At 48.1% G+C, this 21,759-nt stretch carries 15 protein-coding genes and 1 tRNA gene; 9 read left to right on the top strand and 7 right to left on the bottom strand.

All coding sequences use genetic code 11. The annotated features are described in order from the left end of the window. Positions 1-8 precede the first annotated feature (8 nt). The 4 genes from S2091_RS06920 (at position 9) to S2091_RS06905 (ending at position 3,101) form a co-directional block, all read left to right on the top strand. Positions 9-1,022 carry a fimbrial protein gene (locus S2091_RS06920; RefSeq protein WP_105531071.1) on the top strand — a complete coding sequence of 338 codons (1,014 nt, stop codon included), beginning with the start codon at positions 9-11 and terminating at the stop codon, positions 1,020-1,022. Between the two features lie 259 nt (positions 1,023-1,281). Then, positions 1,282-2,310 carry a fimbrial protein gene (locus tag S2091_RS06915; protein WP_105531070.1) on the top strand — a complete coding sequence of 343 codons (1,029 nt, stop codon included), beginning with the start codon at positions 1,282-1,284 and terminating at the stop codon, positions 2,308-2,310. Between the two features lie 307 nt (positions 2,311-2,617). Then, entirely contained in the window at positions 2,618-2,851 is a 234-nt protein-coding gene (locus S2091_RS06910; RefSeq protein WP_105531069.1) for an addiction module antitoxin, read from the top strand. After that, positions 2,838-3,101, top strand: coding sequence for a type II toxin-antitoxin system PemK/MazF family toxin (locus S2091_RS06905; protein WP_207769650.1), 264 nt, complete (start codon positions 2,838-2,840; stop codon positions 3,099-3,101). The genes S2091_RS06910 and S2091_RS06905 overlap by 14 nt, the downstream gene beginning before the upstream one ends. Positions 3,102-3,295: 194 nt before the next feature. Here the strand turns inward: S2091_RS06905 and S2091_RS06900 are convergent, their stop codons facing one another. The 6 genes from S2091_RS06900 to S2091_RS06875 form a co-directional block, all read right to left on the bottom strand. After that, positions 3,296-3,895: a 50S ribosomal protein L25/general stress protein Ctc gene (locus tag S2091_RS06900; RefSeq protein ID WP_105531068.1), complete on the bottom strand. Its 600-nt coding sequence runs from the start codon at positions 3,893-3,895 to the stop codon at positions 3,296-3,298. Between the two features lie 205 nt (positions 3,896-4,100). After that, on the bottom strand, positions 4,101-5,051 hold the full coding sequence (locus S2091_RS06895) for a ribose-phosphate pyrophosphokinase (protein WP_105531067.1): 951 nt from the start codon (positions 5,049-5,051) through the stop codon (positions 4,101-4,103). 189 nt (positions 5,052-5,240) lie between these two features. Continuing rightward, positions 5,241-5,317 (bottom strand) — tRNA-Gln (locus S2091_RS06890). Between the two features lie 69 nt (positions 5,318-5,386). Beyond that, complete coding sequence (gene ispE, locus S2091_RS06885) at positions 5,387-6,250, bottom strand: 4-(cytidine 5'-diphospho)-2-C-methyl-D-erythritol kinase (RefSeq protein ID WP_105531066.1); 864 nt, start codon at positions 6,248-6,250, stop codon at positions 5,387-5,389. After that, on the bottom strand, positions 6,247-6,867 hold the full coding sequence (gene lolB / locus S2091_RS06880; protein ID WP_105531065.1) for a lipoprotein insertase outer membrane protein LolB: 621 nt from the start codon (positions 6,865-6,867) through the stop codon (positions 6,247-6,249). Before lolB ends, ispE begins: the two co-directional genes overlap by 4 nt. Before the next feature lie 65 nt (positions 6,868-6,932). Next, complete coding sequence (locus tag S2091_RS06875) at positions 6,933-8,723, bottom strand: tetratricopeptide repeat protein (protein ID WP_243405338.1); 1,791 nt, start codon at positions 8,721-8,723, stop codon at positions 6,933-6,935. A 95-nt stretch (positions 8,724-8,818) separates the two neighbouring features. On the opposite strand from S2091_RS06875, the gene mutM reads away from it, so the two are divergent. The 3 genes from mutM (at position 8,819) to mutY (ending at position 12,783) form a co-directional block, all read left to right on the top strand. Continuing rightward, positions 8,819-9,640 carry a bifunctional DNA-formamidopyrimidine glycosylase/DNA-(apurinic or apyrimidinic site) lyase gene (gene mutM / locus S2091_RS06870; RefSeq protein ID WP_105531064.1) on the top strand — a complete coding sequence of 274 codons (822 nt, stop codon included), beginning with the start codon at positions 8,819-8,821 and terminating at the stop codon, positions 9,638-9,640. Positions 9,641-9,703: 63 nt separating this feature from the next. Continuing rightward, positions 9,704-11,641: a dynamin family protein gene (locus S2091_RS06865; RefSeq protein WP_105531063.1), complete on the top strand. Its 1,938-nt coding sequence runs from the start codon at positions 9,704-9,706 to the stop codon at positions 11,639-11,641. Further along, a complete protein-coding gene (mutY, locus tag S2091_RS06860) occupies positions 11,638-12,783 on the top strand; it encodes an A/G-specific adenine glycosylase (protein ID WP_105531062.1) in 1,146 nt (381 codons plus the stop codon). The genes S2091_RS06865 and mutY overlap by 4 nt, the downstream gene beginning before the upstream one ends. A 77-nt stretch (positions 12,784-12,860) precedes the next feature. Here mutY and S2091_RS06855 read toward each other — a convergent pair whose 3' ends face one another. After that, on the bottom strand, positions 12,861-19,592 hold the full coding sequence (locus S2091_RS06855) for an IPT/TIG domain-containing protein (protein ID WP_105531061.1): 6,732 nt from the start codon (positions 19,590-19,592) through the stop codon (positions 12,861-12,863). Between the two features lie 475 nt (positions 19,593-20,067). Here S2091_RS06855 and pth point away from each other — a divergent pair, with 475 nt between their 5' ends. Together pth and S2091_RS06845 are read left to right on the top strand one after the other, a co-directional pair. Continuing rightward, positions 20,068-20,652 (top strand): aminoacyl-tRNA hydrolase, encoded by a 585-nt coding sequence (gene pth / locus S2091_RS06850; protein ID WP_105531060.1) that lies wholly within the window; start codon positions 20,068-20,070, stop codon positions 20,650-20,652. Continuing rightward, complete coding sequence (locus tag S2091_RS06845) at positions 20,649-21,749, top strand: patatin-like phospholipase domain-containing protein (protein WP_105531059.1); 1,101 nt, start codon at positions 20,649-20,651, stop codon at positions 21,747-21,749. Before pth ends, S2091_RS06845 begins: the two co-directional genes overlap by 4 nt. Positions 21,750-21,759: the final 10 nt, after the last annotated feature.

The raw sequence follows: 21,759 nt of genomic DNA, 5'->3' as shown, positions 1-21,759 counted from the left end.
AATGAATAATGATTAAATTCTCGGCTGTTTTAAATTTTACTTTATGTACCTTGTTATTTTACGTATCAAACGCTCAGGCTGATAGGGGGTGCACCGTAACACAGAATACGTTCAATATGCCAATCAGCTTATCCGTGGCACAAGACCATCCTATTAACACACCGATAGGGGCAGCGGGAACATATGACCTTTATTCCTGCTCAGATACATCGCAATTTAATCAAGCGATTACGATCAGTTCCTACGACTCCACTGGCAAAAGAATTAATGGTCGGCTAATTTTCAATAGTGGTATTAAGGGTATCGGTTATTCAGTCGGCATGAAGTCAATTGGTAATTGTGATGGCAAGATCGATTATGCAGGAAGGGAGTCCAACAACTGGCCATACACGGTTCTTTGTAGAGCAAAGGGTTTGTTTCCAGTGCAGCCTATTAAAGGGCAATTTCTTCTTACATTTTATAAGATCGCACCAACGACCGATTCAGGTACCGTTGCATCCAAAACATCTATTACTGCTCCTTTATATAATAACGATGGGTGGTGGACTAGCCCTGAGTCAAAATTAACAATAACAGGCCTGACTGTCACAACGGTGAGCTGCTCTATGCCGAATGTCACCGTTCCAATGGGAAAAACGAATACGCTACAAATGTTTGATGGCGTTGGTAGCAGGCTCAGTCCGGTTCCATTTGAGATTCGACTTAATAATTGCATAGCTGGCCCTAATACGTCAGTTAAGTATCAGTTCGATCCTTTAAAGCCAGCATTGGATTCTAAAAATGGAATTCTTGCTCTGGACTCGGGTGGTGCAAAGCCTGCCGCGACTGGTGTCGGTATCCAGATACGAAGCGCAGACGGCAACGAAGCGGTACAAGAATTTGGCGTTCCTCATGCGTTTGGAAATATAACAACAGGGGGAAGCTATACGATTCCTTTTAATGCCAGATATATACAGACTGCTGCAAAAGTAGCTGCCGGCATTGCCAATAGCGCCATGACTTTTACTCTTATTTATGAGTGAGAGTATCTCTTCCTCCATCGGAGCGACACACCACTTCTTACGGCTTGACCGATCAGAAAAAAATGGGTGAACCTTTGTTTAGCTTGAATGCTGCTTGCGTGCCAGTTGCATAAACTCCTTGATAAGACTATTCACAAAATAATCCCAGGCTGTTTATGTCACCCTGGAAATAGCGCTAAAAAACACATGTCGCACCTAACAAAAAAGTGCAATCCACTGACGACAAGATGCGCGGCACTTATTAAGAATGGATTAAATAATGATTAAACTCCCAGCTGTTTTAAATTTTATTTTGTGTGCCTTGGCGTTCTCTGCATCAACGGCTCTGGCAGCCTGCACCACCGAGACACAAAGTACGTTCCAGATGCCATTCAATTTGTCCGTTGCACAGGACGCGCCAATTGGAACACAGATCGGGCCGGATATAGAAACCGGACCATTTCAGCTTTACAACTGCTCAGGAACCTATAGCTCACAATCGCTTGGGGTTAAAGCCTATGGCGGTAGCTTCAATCGCATGATTAATGGTCGGCGTGTTTACAATACGAGTATTTCTGGTGTCGGTTTTGCGCTCGGCCTGAGGTCAATTGGCAATTGTGATGGCAGTAGCGCTTGGATAGATGGAGTTAATTTGGGTCCAGAGATCCACGCTAGCTGGAATAGGCTTGTCTGTACTTATCCAGGATTTATGCCAGTTCAGCCTATACGGGGGCAATTTCTGCTGGCATTTTATAAGACCGGAGCCACGAACGGAGGTAGCCTTGGGTCGTATGCAATTGGCACAGGTATTTTGCGTAATAACCAAAATTATTGGTCAACGGAAGCAACACTGACCATCAAGGGGCTGACTGTGACAACAGTGAGCTGTTCTATGCCGAATATCACCGTTCCAATGGGCAAGACAAATACGGCACAGATGTTTAATGGCGTTGGTAGCAGGCTCAGTCCGGTTCCATTTGAGATTCGCCTGAATAATTGCGTAGCTGGCCCTAATACGTCAGTTAAGTATCAGCTCGATCCTTTAAAGCCAGCATTGGATGCTAAAAATGGAATTCTTGCTCTGGACTCGGGTGGTGCAAAGCCTGCCGCGGCTGGTGTCGGTATCGAGATACGAAGCGCAGACGGTAACGAAGCGGTACAAGAATTTGGCGTTCCTCATGCGTTTGGAAATATAACAACTGGGGGAAGCTATAGCATTCCTTTTAATGCCAGATATATACAGACTGCTGCAAAAGTAGCTGCCGGCATTGCCAATAGCGCCATGACTTTTACTCTTATTTATGAGTGAGTGAATATCGACTCCACATAGCAGCGATACATGAATCCTTGCTTGCACTCAGAGTGGCAACGCTATCTTCTTTTTGCATGTAAGTATTTTTTTTAAGTGCAGTATCTGCACACAGCATCAACTGCGTTCAAATTCGAAAGAACCCGCTTCCATGAATTAGCCAATAAAAAACCGTAACCACTGGTAAATTTAATGTATCAGCGCAAGTTATTATTCAGATCCAGTGAAGCAACTGTAGGGAAAGTTCTGATTGTACAAGTATCTTTTAAAGAGTGATATATGTACGTGTATATTACAAGGTGAAATCATGCAACGCAAAATGACAATTACCATTGACGAAGCAGTCTATGCGGGTCTGCATAAGGTTATTGGTCGTGGCAATATTAGCCAATTTTTGGAAGGTTTGGCACGTCCTTACGTATTGAAAGAAGATACGTTGGACGCGGGCTATCAAGCAATGGCAGCAGATACTAAGCGTGAAGCAGAAGCCGGTGAATGGTGCAACGCCCTTATACAAGATGTTACCCATGAAACGCGGTGAAGTTTGGTGTGTTGAGTTTGACCCGGCAGTCGGTAGTGAAATCCGTAAGACACGACCTGCCGTGATTGTGAGTAATGATGCTGCTAACCAGCATATGGCGCGAGTACAAGTTGTACCAATAAGCAGCAATACTGACCGGATCTATCCAAGTGAAACAGTGATTACGTTGGCTGGACAAAAAAATAAGGTAATGGCAGATCAAATTATGACAGCGGCAAACTGCGTCTCAAGACTATGCTCGGCAAGCTAAATCAGGCTGATATGCGGGCTGTTGAAACTGTCTTAAAAATTCAATTTGGTATGAATGCAACTTAAGGTGAATTCTAAATTTTAATTTTAGAAGCTTTGGTACCAATTCCCTTCTAACAAATAGTTTAAATTAAATTTAATTCCCTCATAAAAAAACCGCCCGAAGGCGGTTTTTTAACAATCGGATTTAACCGATTATTTCTTTTCAGCGACAGCTTCTGCTTCAGCAGCAGTTGCGCCAGCTGGGATAACAGCGATAGCTACGGTTTGATTTTCACCGTGGATAATTGCTGTAACGCCTTCAGGCAATACGATGTCTTTAACGTGTAAAGATTGACCTGCATCCAAATTAGCCAAATCAGCAATAATGAATTCTGGCAATTGACCTGGCAAGCAAGAAATTTCCAACTCAACCATTACGTGGCTGATTACAGCTGCATGCAATTTAACTGCTGGAGAAACGTCAGCGTTAGTGAAATGCAAAGGCACTTTTACGTGGATTTTGTGGTTAGCATCAACACGTTGGAAATCAGCGTGCAAAACTAATTGTTTGTATGCGTGGACTTGGAAGTCACGTAACAATACTTTTTCAACTGTGCCATCAATTTCCAAATCCAAAATTGAGGAGTGGAACACTTCTTTTTTCAACGCATGGTACAACGCGTTGTGATCCAAAGTGATCGATACCGGTGCTGCTGTACCGCCGTAGACGATACCAGGAGTTTGACCAGCTTTACGCAGGCGGCGGCTCGCTCCGGTGCCCTGTAATGTGCGTTTAAATGCAATAACTTTCATGTGAAGCTCCAAAATGTGCAAAAGTGAACTTTTGCGTTGAGTTTCCCGCGACCAGGAAACTAAAATTACAGCCAGAAACTGACTGCGTAGTAAATCTTAGTAGGACTTACGTAAAATTGTTCCAGCAAGGAGCACCGACGAAGGCAGTACAACTTGTACGACCAGGAGGTGTAACGCCGCTGGAGCGGTTTTGCGTAGGTTCGTCTTAATCTGCAAACAGGGAGATAACTGAATCGCCCTTGGTAATGCGGCGTATCGTTTCAGCCAAAATTGCATCACACGATAACTGTCTGATTTTGCTGCAGTTTAATGCGGCGGCAGACAATGGGATCGTATCGGTAACGACTAATTCATCTAATGGCGAATCGGTAATACGTTGAATTGCCGGGCCCGATAATACTGGGTGTGTGCAATATGCCAATACTTTTTTAGCACCACGTTCTTTTAACACTTCAGCGGCTTTAGTCAGCGTGCCGGCGGTGTCGACCATGTCATCCATAATGACGCAGTTACGGCCTTCAACTTCACCAATGATGTTCATGACTTCGGAAACATTGGCTTTAGGACGGCGTTTATCAATAATCGCCAAGTCGCAATTTAAATGTTTTGCCAAAGCACGGGCGCGCACTACGCCGCCAACGTCTGGAGAAACCACTAATAAATCGTCGTAATTTTTAGCGATTAAGTCACGCAATAAAATCGGGGATGCGTAGATGTTATCAACTGGAATATCAAAGAAACCTTGAATTTGGTCGGCATGCAAATCCATAATGATTACGCGCTCAACACCAACTTCTTCTAACATATTAGCAACAACTTTAGCCGAGATGGCAACGCGCGCCGAACGTGGGCGGCGATCTTGTCTGGCGTAACCGAAATAAGGAATTGCAGCAGTAATGCGGCCAGCAGAGGCGCGTTTTAACGCATCGACCATTAACATTAATTCCATCAAGCTGTCGTTAGTTGGAACGCAGGTTGATTGAATGATAAAAACGTCTTTACCACGCACGTTTTCATTGATTTCAACGGTGATCTCGCCATCGGAAAATTTAGATACAACCGCTTTGCCAAGTGACAAGCCCAGTTGTTTAGCAACGCCGGCCGCTAAGGCAGGATTGGCGTTACCGGTGAAGACCATCAAATTATCATGTGCCATGGCAGCCTTTAGGCGAGAGTAGTAACGAGATTAATAGCGGGATTGTTATTTCGATTGCCCTTAAAAATAATAATAGCTTGATTATTTTTAAATGCTAATAGAAATCAAAGTGCTGAGATTATGTCAACAAACGCTGTGAATTTAAACTCAAAAGCCGCCGCATCAAAACTAATGCGGCGGCTCGTATTTTGGCAGGGGATGGAGGACTCGAACCTCCGCATGCTGGAATCAAAATCCAGTGCCTTAACCAACTTGGCGAATCCCCTACATTTTTACCGTTACTTGCTAAGTGATTAACCTCGCAACGATAAAACTAAAACTTGGGTTAAAACTTATTATCCTAACCAATTCGTTAAAGGATGTTCATTTAACGCTTTAGCTTTCCAGGCTGTCCAATCTTGCAACTCACCTGGAATATCCTTGAGTATTTCATTTGCTGCATCTTCACTACTGCAGGCACAAAACACACAAGAACCGGAGCCCGTCATTCTAGCATTTCCATATTTATTTAGCCAGTCTATTGCAACTAAAATTTCAGGAAATAATTGAATTGCGACGCTCTGCAAATCATTTCTCCAGTTCCCTTTGGGGTACTGCTGGAAGTCCGACACTTTAATGGATGAGCTATTTCTTGTCAATGCTTTTGAAGAAAATATTGCTTGGGTAGGCACAGATACTCCCGGCTCTATCACTACATACCAACAATCCGGGGTAATTAGTGGGGTTAATTTTTCACCAATTCCCTGCGCAAACGCGTTTTGGCCGAACAGAAAAAACGGCACATCAGCGCCCAATTGCAAGCCCAGTTGCATTAATTGCTGACGTGATAAATCAGTCTCCCACAAACGATTTAATGCAATCAACGTAGTTGCCGCATCTGAAGAACCACCGCCTAAGCCGCCACCCATTGGCAGTTTTTTGTCTAGGGTAATCTCTGCGCCTAATTTACTGCTGGTATGGACTTGCAATAATCTGGCGGCACGCACCACTAAATCCGTCTCGGCAGGAACCCCAGCCAACTCATTGGTGCGAATAATTTTTGCATCATCGCGCAAAGAGAAATGTAGTAAATCAACATGATCGATTAACTGAAACGCCGACTCCAGTAAATGATAGCCATCGGAGCGCTGCCCCGTGACATGCAAAAATAAATTCAGCTTGGCTGGCGCAGGGCAATTCTTTAAGCTGCTGACTGTCATTGCCCATTCCATTCATCGACCACTATGCGCAACGAAACCAAACCCGCCGGCTCGGTTTGACGTGATAAATCCAGCCGTTTTGGACGTTCAACATTATTTTCAGTTTGCCAGCTTGCATAGCGCAGCAACCAGCCATCTACAACCAATGCGTTGTTAGAGGTAGCCTCTGTAATGGGCGTGGCGTGGTCGGCCGTAATAAAGCCTTGTAGCCAATCCTTAAGGCCTGCAATCGGCAAAGGCCAACCTAGCATGTCTATAAACAATTGATTCGCGTCACTCGCAAAACGCGGCGCTTTATCAGCTTGGGTTAATTGCGCACCTTGCGCGTTAATTAAAATTGTCGCCAGCGTTTGTCCTGTTGGTGAGCCTAAGGTAATCAGGGTTTGTTGGGGAGTTTGTGACCAGCTAAAATTAATGTGTACCGCTTGCGGTTTATTGTTCGCTTCGTATTGCGCGGATAAGCGCCCGGACATTTCTATCTGTTGATGGTATTCACGCGTGGTTGGTAGCTGCGATGCGTTGGTCGGCGAGGATGGAGTCAGGCTGCTGCAGGCGGACAGGCAGATGGCAAAACACAGCACTGTGTAGCGTAAGCTGGATAGTATACTTGTGCGCATAGAATTGGAATAAGTTAAAAATGGCGCACTCTTTTAAGAGTGCGCCATTGTGAGATTAGATCAGTTTAAAGGCTTACTTTAAGACGTTCCAGCGTGCTTTTTAATGCAGCATTGCTTGGATCTTTTTGCTGAGCTTCTTTCCAGATGCTTTTAGCTTTTTGCTGATCACCCATGCTCCACAAAACTTCGCCCACATGTACTGCAATCTCTACATCGGGACGAATTTGATAAGCGCGCTGCAAAAAGGCCAAGGCTTTTTCATTTTGATTTTCCCGAAATTCGAGCCAACCCATGCTATCAATAATAAACGCGTCATCCGGCGCTAAAGAAAGCGCTTTTTCGATGAGTGCGCGCGCTTCCGGAAGTCGGATATTTCGGTCCGCGAATGAATAACCGAGTGCGTTATAGGCATGTTGGTTTTCAGGGTTGATTTTAATCACCTGACGTAACGCTTTTTCCATCTCGTCGATACGGTCAAACTTCTCCGCCATCATGGCAAAGTCGTACAACAGATCAGGATTATCCGGATGGCTTTTAGTGGCTTCTTGCAACAGGGACATTGCATCCGCGTCGCGTTTAGCGTTGCGCAATAATTCAGCGTCCAGTTGAATTATTTCAATTTGTTCTTCCGGGCTGGCTTTTAACTCATGTAAAAATTGGCGCGCCTGATCGAGTTGCCCATATTTCGCCATTAATAAAGCAGTGCGTAATTGCGCATTAAAATAAGCCGCGTTTTTACCGTTATAAGATTGCACTTTACTCAACCAATCCAGCGCAGCAACGCCATCATTACGGTCATCGGCAATTTGCGACAAATACAGGTAGGCAGAAGTTGGGTCTCGCTGTTCAGACGATGAAGCTTCAAGCTCATTAACAAAGTCTTTCAGATTCTTCTCTGCGGAGACCACATCATTCATTTGTAACGCCAACACGCCTTGCGTATACATAATTGCCGGGTCTTGCGGTCTTTCAGCTTGCAAGATATCGAACTGACTGCGAGCTTGGGCAAATTGTTTTTGCTCAATCAGCATGCCCGCATAAGCTCGTCTGACTTCGTGTGCAGTGGGATTTTGTATTAAAAAATCTGCCAACGCTTTTAACGCAGCGTCAGGCGAAGCGCTGACCTGCGCTAATGTGAGTGCTGCAATTTGAGAGTTAGGGCTTAACATAATTGCCGCGTGTGCCTCAACCAAGGCGCGCACGCTGTTATTGCTGGCGTATGCAGCTTGGGCTAAGGCAAGATGTGTTTCAAGGAGATCAGGATAGGGCTTACACAATTCTTCCAGCAATTTAAACGACGCTTCTTTGTCAGTGCCGCGCATGACCAAACGTTGTGTCTGCAGTATGATCAGGCCGCGCTCTTTGGGAGTCGCCCCCGCTAAACGTTGCGAAATAATGGTGTTTACTTCTGCTAAATTATTGTTGATGACCATGAAGCCCAAATAATATTGCGTCGCTTCATCGGAGTCAGGTGAGTATTCATGCCATAAGCGCGAGGCAATAAAAGCTTGTAGAGGTTGCTTGGCGATCAGTGCCATTTCCATCGCCCGCTTAGGTAAGCGCGGGTCACGAGTTTGTTGCGCTACCGCCATCATTGTGGCAAATGCGGCGGGGAAATCTGCGCGCTGGAAAGCAATTTCGGCGCTAACTACTTTAAACAAAATCTCATCGGTTAGCTCAACATTGGGGAGATTTTCCTTACTAGCGACAGAAGTTGACTCTTCGGGAATAATTGGCGCCGGATCTGGCACTAAGGTGATATTGCTGGCCTCATTAATGGCAGGGGTCATGCTGGCACAACCAGATAAGATGCCGGATATCAATGCTAGCGGTACAATATAGTAAGAAATTTTCAAGAGATAATCCTGTTTGGATAGCAATTTTAATTGTACATAGTTCAGAAGCAAGTCTGCAATATATATAGAAAATAACCGAGTGAATAGACAGAATTATGCCCGAATTACCTGAAGTTGAAGTTACCCGTTTGGGCGTTAGTCCTTATTTAGTTGAGCAACGCGTAACGGGTCTAGTATTGCGGCGCGCCGGATTACGCTGGCCGTTTCCCGCCGATTTAGCGCAAAAAGTGGTCGGCCAGACAGTGCAGAGTACGGGTCGGCGCGGTAAATATTTGCTGATTGTATTTAAAAAAGGCACCTTAATCATTCATTTAGGCATGTCTGGGCACATCCGTATTTTGCCGATTCACACTCCTGCACAATTGCATGACCACATGGATATTGTTTTGGGTGAGCAATTACTCAGGCTGACAGATCCGCGCCGCTTTGGTGCGGTGTTATGGCATGACGCGGCAGATGGTGCAATTGAACAATACCCGCTATTGCAGCGCTTAGGCATGGAGCCGCTCACCGAACAATTTAATGGTGCCGTGCTATATACCGCAACCAGACATCGTAAGATTGCGGTGAAGCAAATGTTATTGGCGGGCGATGTTGTGGTTGGCGTGGGAAACATCTATGCTTCAGAGAGCTTATTTATTTCTGGTATAAACCCTTACACGCCGTCCTCCGAATTAACGTTGGCGCGTTATAAGAAACTGGCGTTGGCGATACAAAAAATTCTGGCTGACGCGATTACTAAAGGTGGTAGTAGTTTGCGTGACTTTGTTGGCGTCGATGGACAAAGCGGGTATTTCCAACAAAACTACTATGTATATGATCGAACTGGGTTGCCATGCCGCAAATGCAACACTTTGATCCAACAAGTTAAACAAGGGCAACGTTCTACTTTTTACTGTGTAAAATGTCAAAAATAAGCTCAGCATGAGCTGCAGTAAAAAAATTAAGTTGCTAAAAGTAAAAATAATTTAGAGGTCACCATGAGTAATCTTGTTAAAAAGTTCCAACAATATAGTGAATGGCGCAGTGGCGTGATTAGTTCATTGCACCGCTATCGGGCTTGGACTCACGCGGCAGATACCTCGGACGCAGTGACTGAGCAGCGTATTACCCATTTGCTGGAAAAACTAACCGATGACAAATTAACGATTGCTTTTGTGGCGGAGTTTTCACGCGGCAAATCGGAATTAATTAACGCTATTTTCTTCGCCGATTATGGTCAGCGGATTTTACCTTCAGCCGCCGGTCGTACCACGATGTGCCCGACAGAGTTGTTATACGATGAAACTTTTCCGCCAAGCATACGTTTACTGCCGATAGAAACCCGCGCAGAATCCCAGACTACCAGCGAATTTAAAACCCAAAACCAAGTCTGGACTGTATTGCCGCTAGACATACAGTCCGCCGATGGCATGTTGGAAGCCTTTAAACAGGTGAGCATGACCAAGCACGTCTCAGTGGCGGAAGCTAAATCCTATGGTTTATATGATGAAGATGATCCCGATTCCGCGCTGGAATTAAATGAATTAGGTCTGGTTGAAATTTCACAATGGCGTCACGCTATTATCAATTTCCCGCATCCCTTGCTGAAAGACGGTTTGATTATCGTTGATACGCCGGGTTTGAACGCGATCGGTACCGAACCTGAATTAACACTGAATTTAATTCCAAATGCACACGCAGTATTGTTTATTTTGGCCGCCGATACTGGTGTGACCAAGAGCGATATTGATGTGTGGCGTAACCATATTGGCGCAGGTCCAGGCCGCATGGTGATCTTGAATAAAATCGACAGCATGTGGGATGAGCTGCGTTCTGAAGCGGAAGTAGAAGAGCAGATCAAGCATCAAATCACGTCAGCGGCGCATTTGTTGTCGCTGCAAGAAAATCAAATTTTCCCGGTTTCGGCGCAAAAAGGGTTAGTCGCAAAAATTCACGGCGATGCGCCTTTGTTGGTGAAAAGCCGCTTGCTGAAATTGGAGCATGCGCTGTCGAATGAATTAATTCCGTCCAAACAGGAAATCATCCGCAGCCAATTAAATAAAGATATTCATAGCTTGCTGCAAGTTCAGCATACGTTGATGGGCGCACGGCATCGCGGCGTGTTTGAGCAAATGTCTGAATTAAAAAGCTTGCGCGGTAAAAATAAAAAAGTCATTGAACACATGATGCGGCGGGTTGAGATTGAAAAGCAGGAATTCGATCAAAGTTTAATGAAGCTGCAAGGTACCCGTGCGGTATTTACGCGCTTGTCTACCGAGGTATTCACCAGCCTGGGTATGGATATTTTAAAAGAAGAAGTGCGCCACACCAGAGATGCGATGGAAAATTGCAAGCTCTCCTCCGGTCTGGTTGCAGCAGTACACGAATTTTTTAGCCGTACCAAACGCAATCTGGCGATGTCGAATCAAAAGACCAATGAGATTTTTGAGATGATGAGCATCATGTACAAAAAATTCTCAACCGAACATGGTCTGGCGCTGGCGACACCGATGCCATTTTCATTAGATAAATATCGCGCAGAACTCGAAGCAGTTGAATCGATTTTTCAACAACAATTTGGTGTAGTAACGTTGCTGACCAATTCACGCGTCGCGTTGATGCAGAAATTCTTTGATTCAATTGCCAACCGCGTTAAGCAATGTTTTTTAAGCGCTAACCGTGACGTAGAAGCGTGGCAAAAAGCGATCATGGCGCCATTAGAAGCACAGATTCACGAGCACAAATCGCAACTCAAAAATCGTATGCAATCGATTCAGCGCATTCATATGGCGACCGATAGTTTGGAAGATAAAATCATGTCGTTTGAAGTGATGCAGTCGGATTTAGAAGGTCTCAAAAATGGCCTGGCTGAACTAGAGGCAGAAATTATGACGGCCTTATCTGGCACACTTGGGAAAATTCCGGTGGCAGCTTGAAGCGAGTAATAGAGTCAAGCAGCGGTAGTGGTAATGGTAATGATCGTAACTACGCTGACAACAGTTTTTCACAAGACGTTGTTCAATGGCAAAAACTCCACGGCAGACACTCTCTGCCGTGGCAGCAAAGCCGCGATGCTTACCGGGTTTGGCTGTCTGAAATTATGCTGCAACAAACCCAGGTGGCAGCGGTCATTCCGTATTACCAGCGCTTTTTAACCAGCTTCCCCGACGTAGTCAGTTTAGCCAACGCAAGTAGCGAACAGGTGATGGCGCATTGGAGCGGGCTGGGTTATTACACCCGCGCCCGCAATCTGCACGCTTGCGCGAAACGTGTGACGCAAGAATACGCTGGCGTGTTTCCACATCAACCTGAATTGCTGGCGGAGTTGCCGGGCATCGGTCGTTCCACCGCAGCCGCGATTGCGGCATTTTCTTATGGCGCGCGTGCGGCAATTTTGGACGGAAATGTTAAGCGGGTATTTACCCGGGTGTTTGGCATCGATGGCATTCCTGCCGTTCGTGCGGTTGAAGACGATTTGTGGCAGCGCGCTCAAGCCTTGATGCCAGAAGGCAAGGAACAAATTCAAGCGTACACACAGGGTTTAATGGATCTTGGTGCGACGTTATGCACGCGCAGCAAGCCACGTTGTGAAGCTTGTCCGTTGCAAGCAAGGTGCGTGGCGTTGGCGACCAATCGGGTCGCGGAGTTGCCGGCGAAAAAACCTAAAAAAGCGATTCCCACTAAACAAATAATGATGTTACTACTGCTGAATAAGCAGCAGGTGCTATTAGAAAAACGTCCTGAAAGCGGAATTTGGGGCGGTTTGTATTCATTGCCGGAATTGGCTTATGAGGCCGGAATGCCAATGCAGCAATTAAGCCAATATTTTGAAGCGGCGGTGCGACCTTTTGGTGATCTGGATATGCTAGTTCCGCTGGCAAAAATCACCCATGTGTTTAGCCACTTCAAGCTGGAAATCAGCCCGTATCAATGTAGTTTGAAGCGTCGTATCAGTGCGATTGCGGAAGATACGCATGTTTGGTATCCAATCGAGCAATGTGACAATGCGCCTTTACCAGCACCGATTAAAAAATTATTAATGCAGGTTTCAGGCGAATTCAATGAAATAAAGGATTAAGAAACCCATTCCTGCGGGAACAGATTTCTTACCTCCTACTCTTCACCCAGCTTTAGCAGCATCGATCTCAAGCACAATTAAAAGCCGATCCGCACATCGATTTTGAAGCTATTGTCATGGTAAGAGCTGGAACCCAGCGAGCCTAGCCAACCACAATTAGCTTGAATACCGTCACGGGTTTTCAGGTTTAATCCAAATCCTATCGACTGAGTATTTTCCGGCATCCCCGTCACAATCACATTATAGTTGGTGCTGCTGCTACCTAAATCAGAGTAATACATGCCCTGATTTACATCACCGGAAGCGAGATGAGACAGTTGAAATTTAAGCGATGGCGTCAATATTCCAGCATCCACAGCCCAATCTCTGAATAGCGTCAAACCGCCGGTAAATGCAGTACTGGTGAAGGTGCTGCTTTGATAGGTCAAGGCCATGTCATTACCGCCCTGCTCCGAATAACTATTCAGGTGGGCATTTAATACATCAAAGCGTCCAAATGGTTGCAAGTGAATTCGATCAAACAGAATGTCTTTAGCGAGACTGGCGGAAGCATAGTACACGCGTCCGTCACGATTTCCAGCGAACATCATATTCTCATCCGGCGACCAGCGTTGATTATCATAATTAAGCTGGCCATAACCGGCAACGACATCAATATACCAGTGACTCATTGGTTGATAAGAACCATACAACGACGCCGACAATTGCCTGGATTTACTGTCGCTACCAAACGAGTCCGTGGTGGTGGTGTCTCTGGCGTAACCTAGCGATGCACCCACAATTAAATTCGAATGGACTAGCATATCGACACCGATTGTCAGCCCTGAACTCGAGAAGGTGTTGGTACTGCCGTCTTGCGAATTTAAGGAACCGTAATCAACATTACCGGCGCTCCAGAATCCGATCGGCATACCCGCAAAATGTAGCGCATTGTTATTTTTTCTTTCTGCGTTTTCATCGACGCCATCACCCGCTGCGCTAGTGTTGTGCATTCCAGAATCGCCAGCATAAGGAGCGCGCGTCATCATGCTGCCCGAGGCTAGCCCAGTATTAGTTTGATCGTTTGGATACGTCCCAGTGTAATTGTTAATAATCTCGTTACCGACCAAATTGAGCATGTCCAGATGCGACGCATTCATACCAAGATTAAAATTATTTCCCACGCTAAAGTCGTTGTGCAATAGTTGAACATGACTGTAAATATTCGTCATTTGCGCCATGGTAAAACGTTGGGTTGCGGCCGCATGCGCAGCAACATTAGCTTTTACTGCTGGATTTAATGTCGGATTTGGTCGACCAATAATAGTCAGCATTAACGGCGCACTGACACTAGCGGCAGTCGCCGAATCTCCCGAATAGTGCGCAACAAGACTATGTGCCGCCATTGTCAATGTATTGGTCGCATAGTTGGCAACACCTGCAGTTACCGTCCCAGTTCCAATCATCGTATTACCATCCATAAAATGAACGGTTCCTGTGGCACTCGCCGGAGTTATCGCCGCGGTCAGCGTCACTGTTTGCCCTTGTTGCGGCGCAGGATTAGAGCTAGCCAATATTACGCTGGATGACGCTATATTTTGCACCGTAACTGTCACGGTGGCCGTCGCCGCTGCGTAATTCGCATCAGCTACTTTGGTCACCGTTACAACACAGGTTCCAGCGGTGGCACTCGCCGTCAGCGTGGTGCCAGACAACGTGCAACTCCCCGTGGTGACGGCATAGCTCACCGCACCGGCTCCTGACCCGCCAGTCACTGTCAACACAACAGTACCAGTACCCTTTACGATTGTGCTCGCGCTACTACTCACTACTAGTGTTGTCTGCACTTTTTTATTCACGCTAAGTTGATACGTGTTGCTCGCCACGACATTCATGCCAACAACAGCAGCCTGTGTCGCAGTGATGGTGCAGGTTCCAGCACTAACTGGCGTAACTACACCGCTGCTGCTCACCGTAGCGATGGCTGTATTTGAACTACTGTAAGTGATTGCGCCGTAACTTCCACCGGCCAACGTTGACGTAGCGACATTGGTCAGGCTAGCTCCCATCATCACCGAGGCACTCGAAGGAGTGGCAAAGCTCAAGACGCCAACCGACAAGGCATTAACGGTTAGGGTATAACTTTGAGTCACTTGCGCATTCACTCCGGCTACCGCTGCCTGAGTCACGGTAATGGTGACTGTGCCGACACCGATCCCTGTCACAACACCGCTACTATTGACTGTAGCAACTGACGGATTAGAACTGCTATACGTGATGGCGCCATAACTACCGCCGCTCAACGTTGAGGTGGCCGCGTTGGTTAAGCTACCGCCCACTTTGACCGAAGCGGAAGTTGGCGTAGTGAAGCTCAAGGTACCGACTGGAAGTGTGTTTACTGTTAGCGTATAAGTGCGCGTTGCCACCCCATTCACACCCGCTACTGCTGCCTGGGTTGCAGTGATCGTGCTGGTTCCTGCGCTTATTGGTGTGATTGCACCGCTACTACCTACCGCGGCGACGGCGGTGTTTGAACTGCTATAAGTAATTGCGCCGTAACTGCCGCCAGTCAAAGTCGACGTTGCCGCATTGGTCAGGCTGCCGCCCAGCGTTACCGCAGCTGAACTTGGGGTTGTGAAGCTAAGAGTGCCAACCGGGAGCGTATTTACGGTGAGTAAATAAGTTCGCGTTGCCTGCGCATTCACTCCAGCTACCGCTGCCTGAGTCGCAGTAATCGTGCTGGTTCCGGCACTCACTGGCGTGATTACGCCGCTACCACTTACCGTAGCCACGGCGGTGTTTGAACTGCTGTAAGTGATGGCACCGTAACTACCGCCGGTTAAGGTTGAACTCGCTGCATTCGTTAAGCTACCGCCCAGCGTAACCGAGGCCGAAGTTGGCGTCGTGAAGCTAACTGTGCCTACTGGTAGCGTATTAACCGTCAATGTATACGTTTGCGTTGCCTGAGCATTGACATTCGTTACCGCCGCCTGGGTCGCAGTAATCGTGCTGGTTCCGGCACTCACCGTTGTGATTACACCACTGCTATTTACCGTGGCAACAGCGGTGTTTGAACTGCTGTAAGTGATGGCGCCGTAACTACCGCCGGTTAAGGTTGAACTTGCTGCATTCGTTAAACTACCACCCAGCGTGACTGAGGCTGAAGTTGGCGTTGTGAAGGTCAGTACGCCGATAGGTACGTAGGTAAATTGATTGCTAACTCCAGTAGCACTGGTGCCGCCAGTGGTGATTACCGTGACATTCACCGTACCGGTACCAGAAGGTGCTGTTGCGGTAATTTGGGTTGCGCTATTCACCGTATAACTCGTGGCATTACTGGTGCCGAATTTTACGGCACTGGCGCCGCTAAAATTAGTACCTGTGACAACCACACTGGTGCCACCTGCTACTAAGCCAGAGTTAGGGCTTAAACCGGTTACCGTTGGCGCGGCTACATAAGTATATTGGTCACTCACACTAGTGGCGCTAGTGCCACCAGTCGTCACTACGGTCACATCAACTGTGCCGGTACCTGCGGAGGATGTTGCGGTAATTTGCGTCGCACTATTCACTGTATAACTAGTGGCATTATTAGTGCCAAATTTAACTGCGCTGGCGCCACTAAAATTAGTCCCGGTAATAATCACACTAGTACCACCCGCTGCTGCGCCGGAACCAGGACTTATGCCAGTCACCGTTGCGACCGCTACATAGGTATATTGGTCGCTCACGCCGGTGGCGCTAGTGCCGCCGCTCGTCACTACGGTCACGTCAACCGTACCGGCGGAACCGGCGGGTGCCGTTGCCGTAATCTGCGTTGCGCTGTTGACCGTATAGCTAGTGGCGTTGGTAACGCCAAATTTCACCGCACTGGCTCCGGTAAAATTAGTACCGGTGATGATCACACTGGTGCCGCCTGCGGCAACACCGGAACCAGGGCTCAAACTAGTCACCGTCGGTGTGGAAACATAGGTGTAATGATCTCCCGCTCCCGTGGCGCTAGTACCACCTGTTGTCACCACAGTGACATCCACCGTACCGGCGGAACCGGCAGGTGCCGTTGCGGTAATTTGCGTGGCGCTATTAACCGTATAGCTAGTGGCATTGGTGACGCCAAATTTTACCGCCGAAGCACCTGAGAAATTGGTTCCGGTGATGATCACACTAGTACCGCCTGACGTAGCACCGGAAGTAGGGCTGAGACCACTTACCGTGGGTCCGGCAACAAAGGTGTAATGATCACTAGCCCCCGTGGCACTGGTACCGCCTGTTGTCACCACAGTGACGTCCACCGTGCCGGCAGAACCGGCGGGTGTCGTTGCCGTAATTTGGGTGGCGCTATTAACTATATAGCTGGTGGCATTGGTGACGCCAAACATTACCGCTGAAGCACCGGAGAAATTGGTTCCGGTGATGACCACACTGGTACCGCCCGCCGCAGTGCCGGAACCGGGACTTAAGCTGGTTACTGTTGGCGCGGAAACATAGGTATATTGGTCGCTCACGCCGGTGGCGCTAGTGCCGCCGCTCGTCACTACGGTCACGTCAACCGTACCGGCGGAACCGGCGGGTGCCGTTGCCGTAATCTGCGTTGCGCTGTTGACCGTATAGCTAGTGGCGTTGGTAACGCCAAATTTCACCGCACTGGCTCCGGTAAAATTAGTACCGGTGATGATCACACTGGTGCCGCCTGCGGCAACACCGGAACCAGGGCTCAAACTAGTCACCGTCGGTGTGGAAACATAGGTGTAATGATCTCCCGCTCCCGTGGCGCTAGTACCACCTGTTGTCACCACAGTGACATCCACCGTACCGGCGGAACCGGCGGGTGCTGTTGCCGTAATCTGCGTTGCGCTGTTGACGGTATAACTGGTGGCATTAGTACCACCAAACTGCACTGCCGTTGCACCGGTAAAATTGGTCCCGGTAATAACCACACTGGTGCCACCTGCTACTGGGCCGGAACCGGGGCTAATACTGCTCACCACTGGCGCTGACACATAAGTAAAATGATCGCTCGCTCCGGTAGCACTAGTCCCACCGGTTGTCACCACAGTGACGTCCACCGTACCGGCGGAACCGGCTGGTGCCGTCGCCGTAATCTGCGTTGCACTGTTGACCGTATAACTGGTGGCATTGGTACCACCAAACTGCACTGCCGTTGCACCGGTAAAATTGGTCCCGGTAATAACCACGCTGGTGCCACCTGCTAATGGGCCGGAACCGGGGCTAATACTGCTCACCACTGGCGCTGACACATAAGTAAATTGGTCGCTCGCTCCGGTAGCACTAGTCCCGCCGGTTGTCACCACAGTGACGTCCACCGTGCCGGAGGAACCGGCTGGTGCCGTTGCCGTAATTTGTGTAGCACTATTAACCGTATAGCTGGTGGCATTGGTACCACCAAATTGCACCGCCGTAGCGCCAGTAAAATTGGTACCGGTAATAGTCACGCTGGTACCGCCCGCTGCGGTACCAGAGGTAGGGCTTAAACCAGTCACCGTTGGCGCAGCTACAAAGGTGTAGTGGTCACTCGCACCAGTGGCACTGGTGCCGCCAGTGGTGATTACCGTCACATCCACGGTTCCAGCACTGTGAGCAGGTGCAGTAGCAGTGATTTGGGTTGCGCTATTGACCGTGTAACTGGTGGCATTAGTACCGCCAAATTGCACTGCCGTTGCCCCCGTGAAATTAGTCCCGGTAATGGTCACACTAGTACTGCCTGCCGCAGTACCGGAAGTAGGGCTGAGGCCAGTTACCGTGGGTGCGGCAACAAAGGTGTAATGATCTCCCGCCACTGTAGCGCTGGTACCTCCTACAGTCACCACGGTAACGTCCACCGTGCCAGCGGAACCGGCGGGTGCCGTTGCGGTAATTTGGGTGGCACTGTTGACCGTATAACTAGTGGCATTGGTGGCACCAAACTTTACTGCTGTGGCTGCGCTGAAATTAGTTCCAGTAATGACCACACTGGTACCCCCCGCCACAACACCGGAACTGGGAGACAAACTGGTCACTGTTGGCAAACCAGCGTAGGTGTAATGATCTCCCGCACCGGTAGCACTCGTGCCGCCGGTGGCCGTCACGGTAACATCCACAACACCAGCACTGTGCGCTGGCGCAGTAGCTGTGATTTGGGTTGTACTATTTACGGTATAAGAAGTGGCCGCTGTGCCGCCAAAATTAACCGCTGTCACGCTGGAAAAACCAGCACCGGTGATGATCACGCTGGTGCCGCCGGCAATCGGCCCCGCGGTGGTTGCAAGACTCGTCACCGAGGGCCCGCTGGGGGTGACCGTGACGGTAGCGTGCTGTGCCACGCAAACAGCCCCGTTGTTAGTATTGTAAAAAGTAACGATATCGGTACCCGAAAAACCCGCTGCAGGCGTGTATTGAATGGTATCAGGACTACCGCCATCCATAAGGGCAGTTCCCCCCTGTGAAGTTGCAATCGTTCCCGTATCGCACACGGTATCGTCATAAATACCGAACGTACCGTTAGGATCGCAGGAGTAATCGGCACCGGCGACGTTTGTGGCTAAGGTGTAAGTGTATGTCGATGAATTTTCAGCAACGGTAAACGTCGGAGCGCAAGAAGATGCCGATGCAGAGCTGGAAAAAAACAGTTGCGAGCAAGCTATGGCAAAAAGTAGGGCCAACCGCTTTGAAAATAGTATTCCGAAGAAGCCTATGCCATTTGAAGTAGATTTTTGACGTGGAGTTTGCTTTTTACTATTAAAAACAAAAAAATGCAGGAAATATCCAATAAATTGCTTCAATAGCGCATTGCATTGTTGGATAGCCTGAATTGATTTCTCAAAAGATTGCATCGCTTCTCCATTAGAGTAACAAACCGCAGTAATGCTTAAGGCGAGATTTATAAAAATATTGCTGAAGCAAATGAAATACAGAGCTGGATAGGCATACCTACCTTGGCTGTCAACGCCAATACATGCGACCCCATTTGACAAGTGACTATTAAAAACTATAGTCAATAGGTTTCTGATTGATAGGTTTTTTTTAAGAAAAAATTAAAAAATGACGTATTTATGGCTTATTTCAAACTTACTTAAAATCCAACCTAATGCTGATCAATCAGCCATTTCCGGGATGGCTGATTTTAGAAATTCCCATCATAAAATAGATAAATCGATCACAAAAAACAACAACCTTTAACGATCGAACCTGCTTCCCCCCATAATCGCCGTGTTTTTACGCGTTCAGCGACAACAACAAGCAAGCTCCAGCGCAACTCAGCATGCGAACAATCTATAATGACGTTTTTGTTTTTAGCTGCCACCATCTATGTCTATCCGTCTCATCGTTGGGCTCGGTAATCCTGGGCCGGAATATCAACTCACACGTCACAATGCCGGCTTTTGGCTAGTCGACAATCTGGCCAACAGCCTGCCTCATTGCGCACTGCAACGCGATACGCGCATGAACGCGTTGATGGCAAAAACCAACATCGCCGGGCAAGAAACCTGGTTGCTGGAACCGCAAACCTACATGAACCGCTCCGGCCAATCGGTCGGAGCATTGGCGCGTTTTTATAAAATCGCGCCCGATGAAATTTTGGTGGTGCACGATGAGCTAGATATTGATCCCGGCGTTGCCAAACTCAAAAAAGGTGGCTCGTCTGGCGGACATAACGGCCTAAAGGACATTACTGCGGCACTGGGAACGCAAGATTACTGGCGTTTGCGCATCGGTATTGGGCATCCGCGCAGTTTAAATTCACAACAGGCCGTGGTGGATTTTGTGCTGCATCGCCCACGCAAAGAAGAGCAAATCTTAATTGATGAAACCATAGAAAAAAGCCTGCAAATTATTCCCTTGCTAGTCGCAGGAAAATTTGATGCTGCAACGATGCAATTACACACAAAATGAAACCGGGCTTAAAATCATCCATCATCTTGCGTGCAGGGCCCTTGGCACTTGATCACATTCGTCAACATGGTTTGCAGGCGAGCGATATTGCAGTCATCCCTGCTGCTGCGGGCGGCCCCAAAGGCTTGATTTTGCAAGCGCTGGATCAATGGGTGTTTGGCGAGTGGCTAGCAAACGCACCGCGCGAACGTAGCTTAATCGGCGCATCAATCGGTGCTTGGCGCATGGCAGCAGCCAGCATGAAAAATCCAGCGCAAGGCTTTGCCCGCTTGGGCGAGTTGTACTGCAATCAGCTCTATCCAGCCAAGCCCAGCAGCACTTATGTGACCGAGGTAATTCAGGAATTATTAAGCCAATTTATCAGCGGCCATGAACACGATATAGTCCAGCAAACTACGCATCGCTTACACGTACTCACCACAAAAGGACGCGGCTGGTTACGAGCGCCTGCTCACAGCTTCAGCACCAAAGCCGGTTTTGTGGCGGCTAGTTTAGCCAACATAGGTTCACGCTCACAACTGGCTAACCACATGGAACGGGTCGTGTTTAGCGACCAGCGCGATCAGCTGCCGTGGTTAAAAACCAAGTTTGATGCTTTTGCTACCGAATTCACTGCGCTCAATACTGAAAACTTAAAAGCCGCCTTGCTGGCGTCTGGCACCCTACCGTTAATTATGGATCCGGTGCGCAACATCCCCAAAGCACCGCATGGTACTTACTGGGATGGCGGATTAATTGATTACCATCTGGCGCTACCTTACTCACGCTTATCTACCGGTAATTTAGTGCTCTACCCGCACTTTACCGACCATATTGTCCCCGGCTGGCTCGATAAAGCCTTTGCCTGGCGACGCGCCAACAAAGGCAAAAACCAGCATTGGCTTGATAACGTGGTGTTGGTGGCACCATCGGCAGAATTTATCAGCGCCTTACCGCGCCAAAAACTCCCTGACCGTAAAGATTTTGCCTATCACGGTACCAACCACCAGCAGCGCATCCAAGAATGGCAGCAAGCGATTGCAGCAAGCGCGCAATTACGCGACGCTTTTGCTGCCTTTATTGAAAAACCTGACATGAATTTAATCCAGCCGTTTTAAAGCAACTCGC

Origin of the sequence: Solimicrobium silvestre, from assembly GCF_002976435.1 — a bacterium.
GTDB lineage: Bacteria > Pseudomonadota > Gammaproteobacteria > Burkholderiales > Burkholderiaceae_D > Solimicrobium > Solimicrobium silvestre.
The sequence above is the reverse complement of the archived record's forward strand: the minus strand, read 5'-3'. Positions and strand labels throughout refer to the sequence as shown.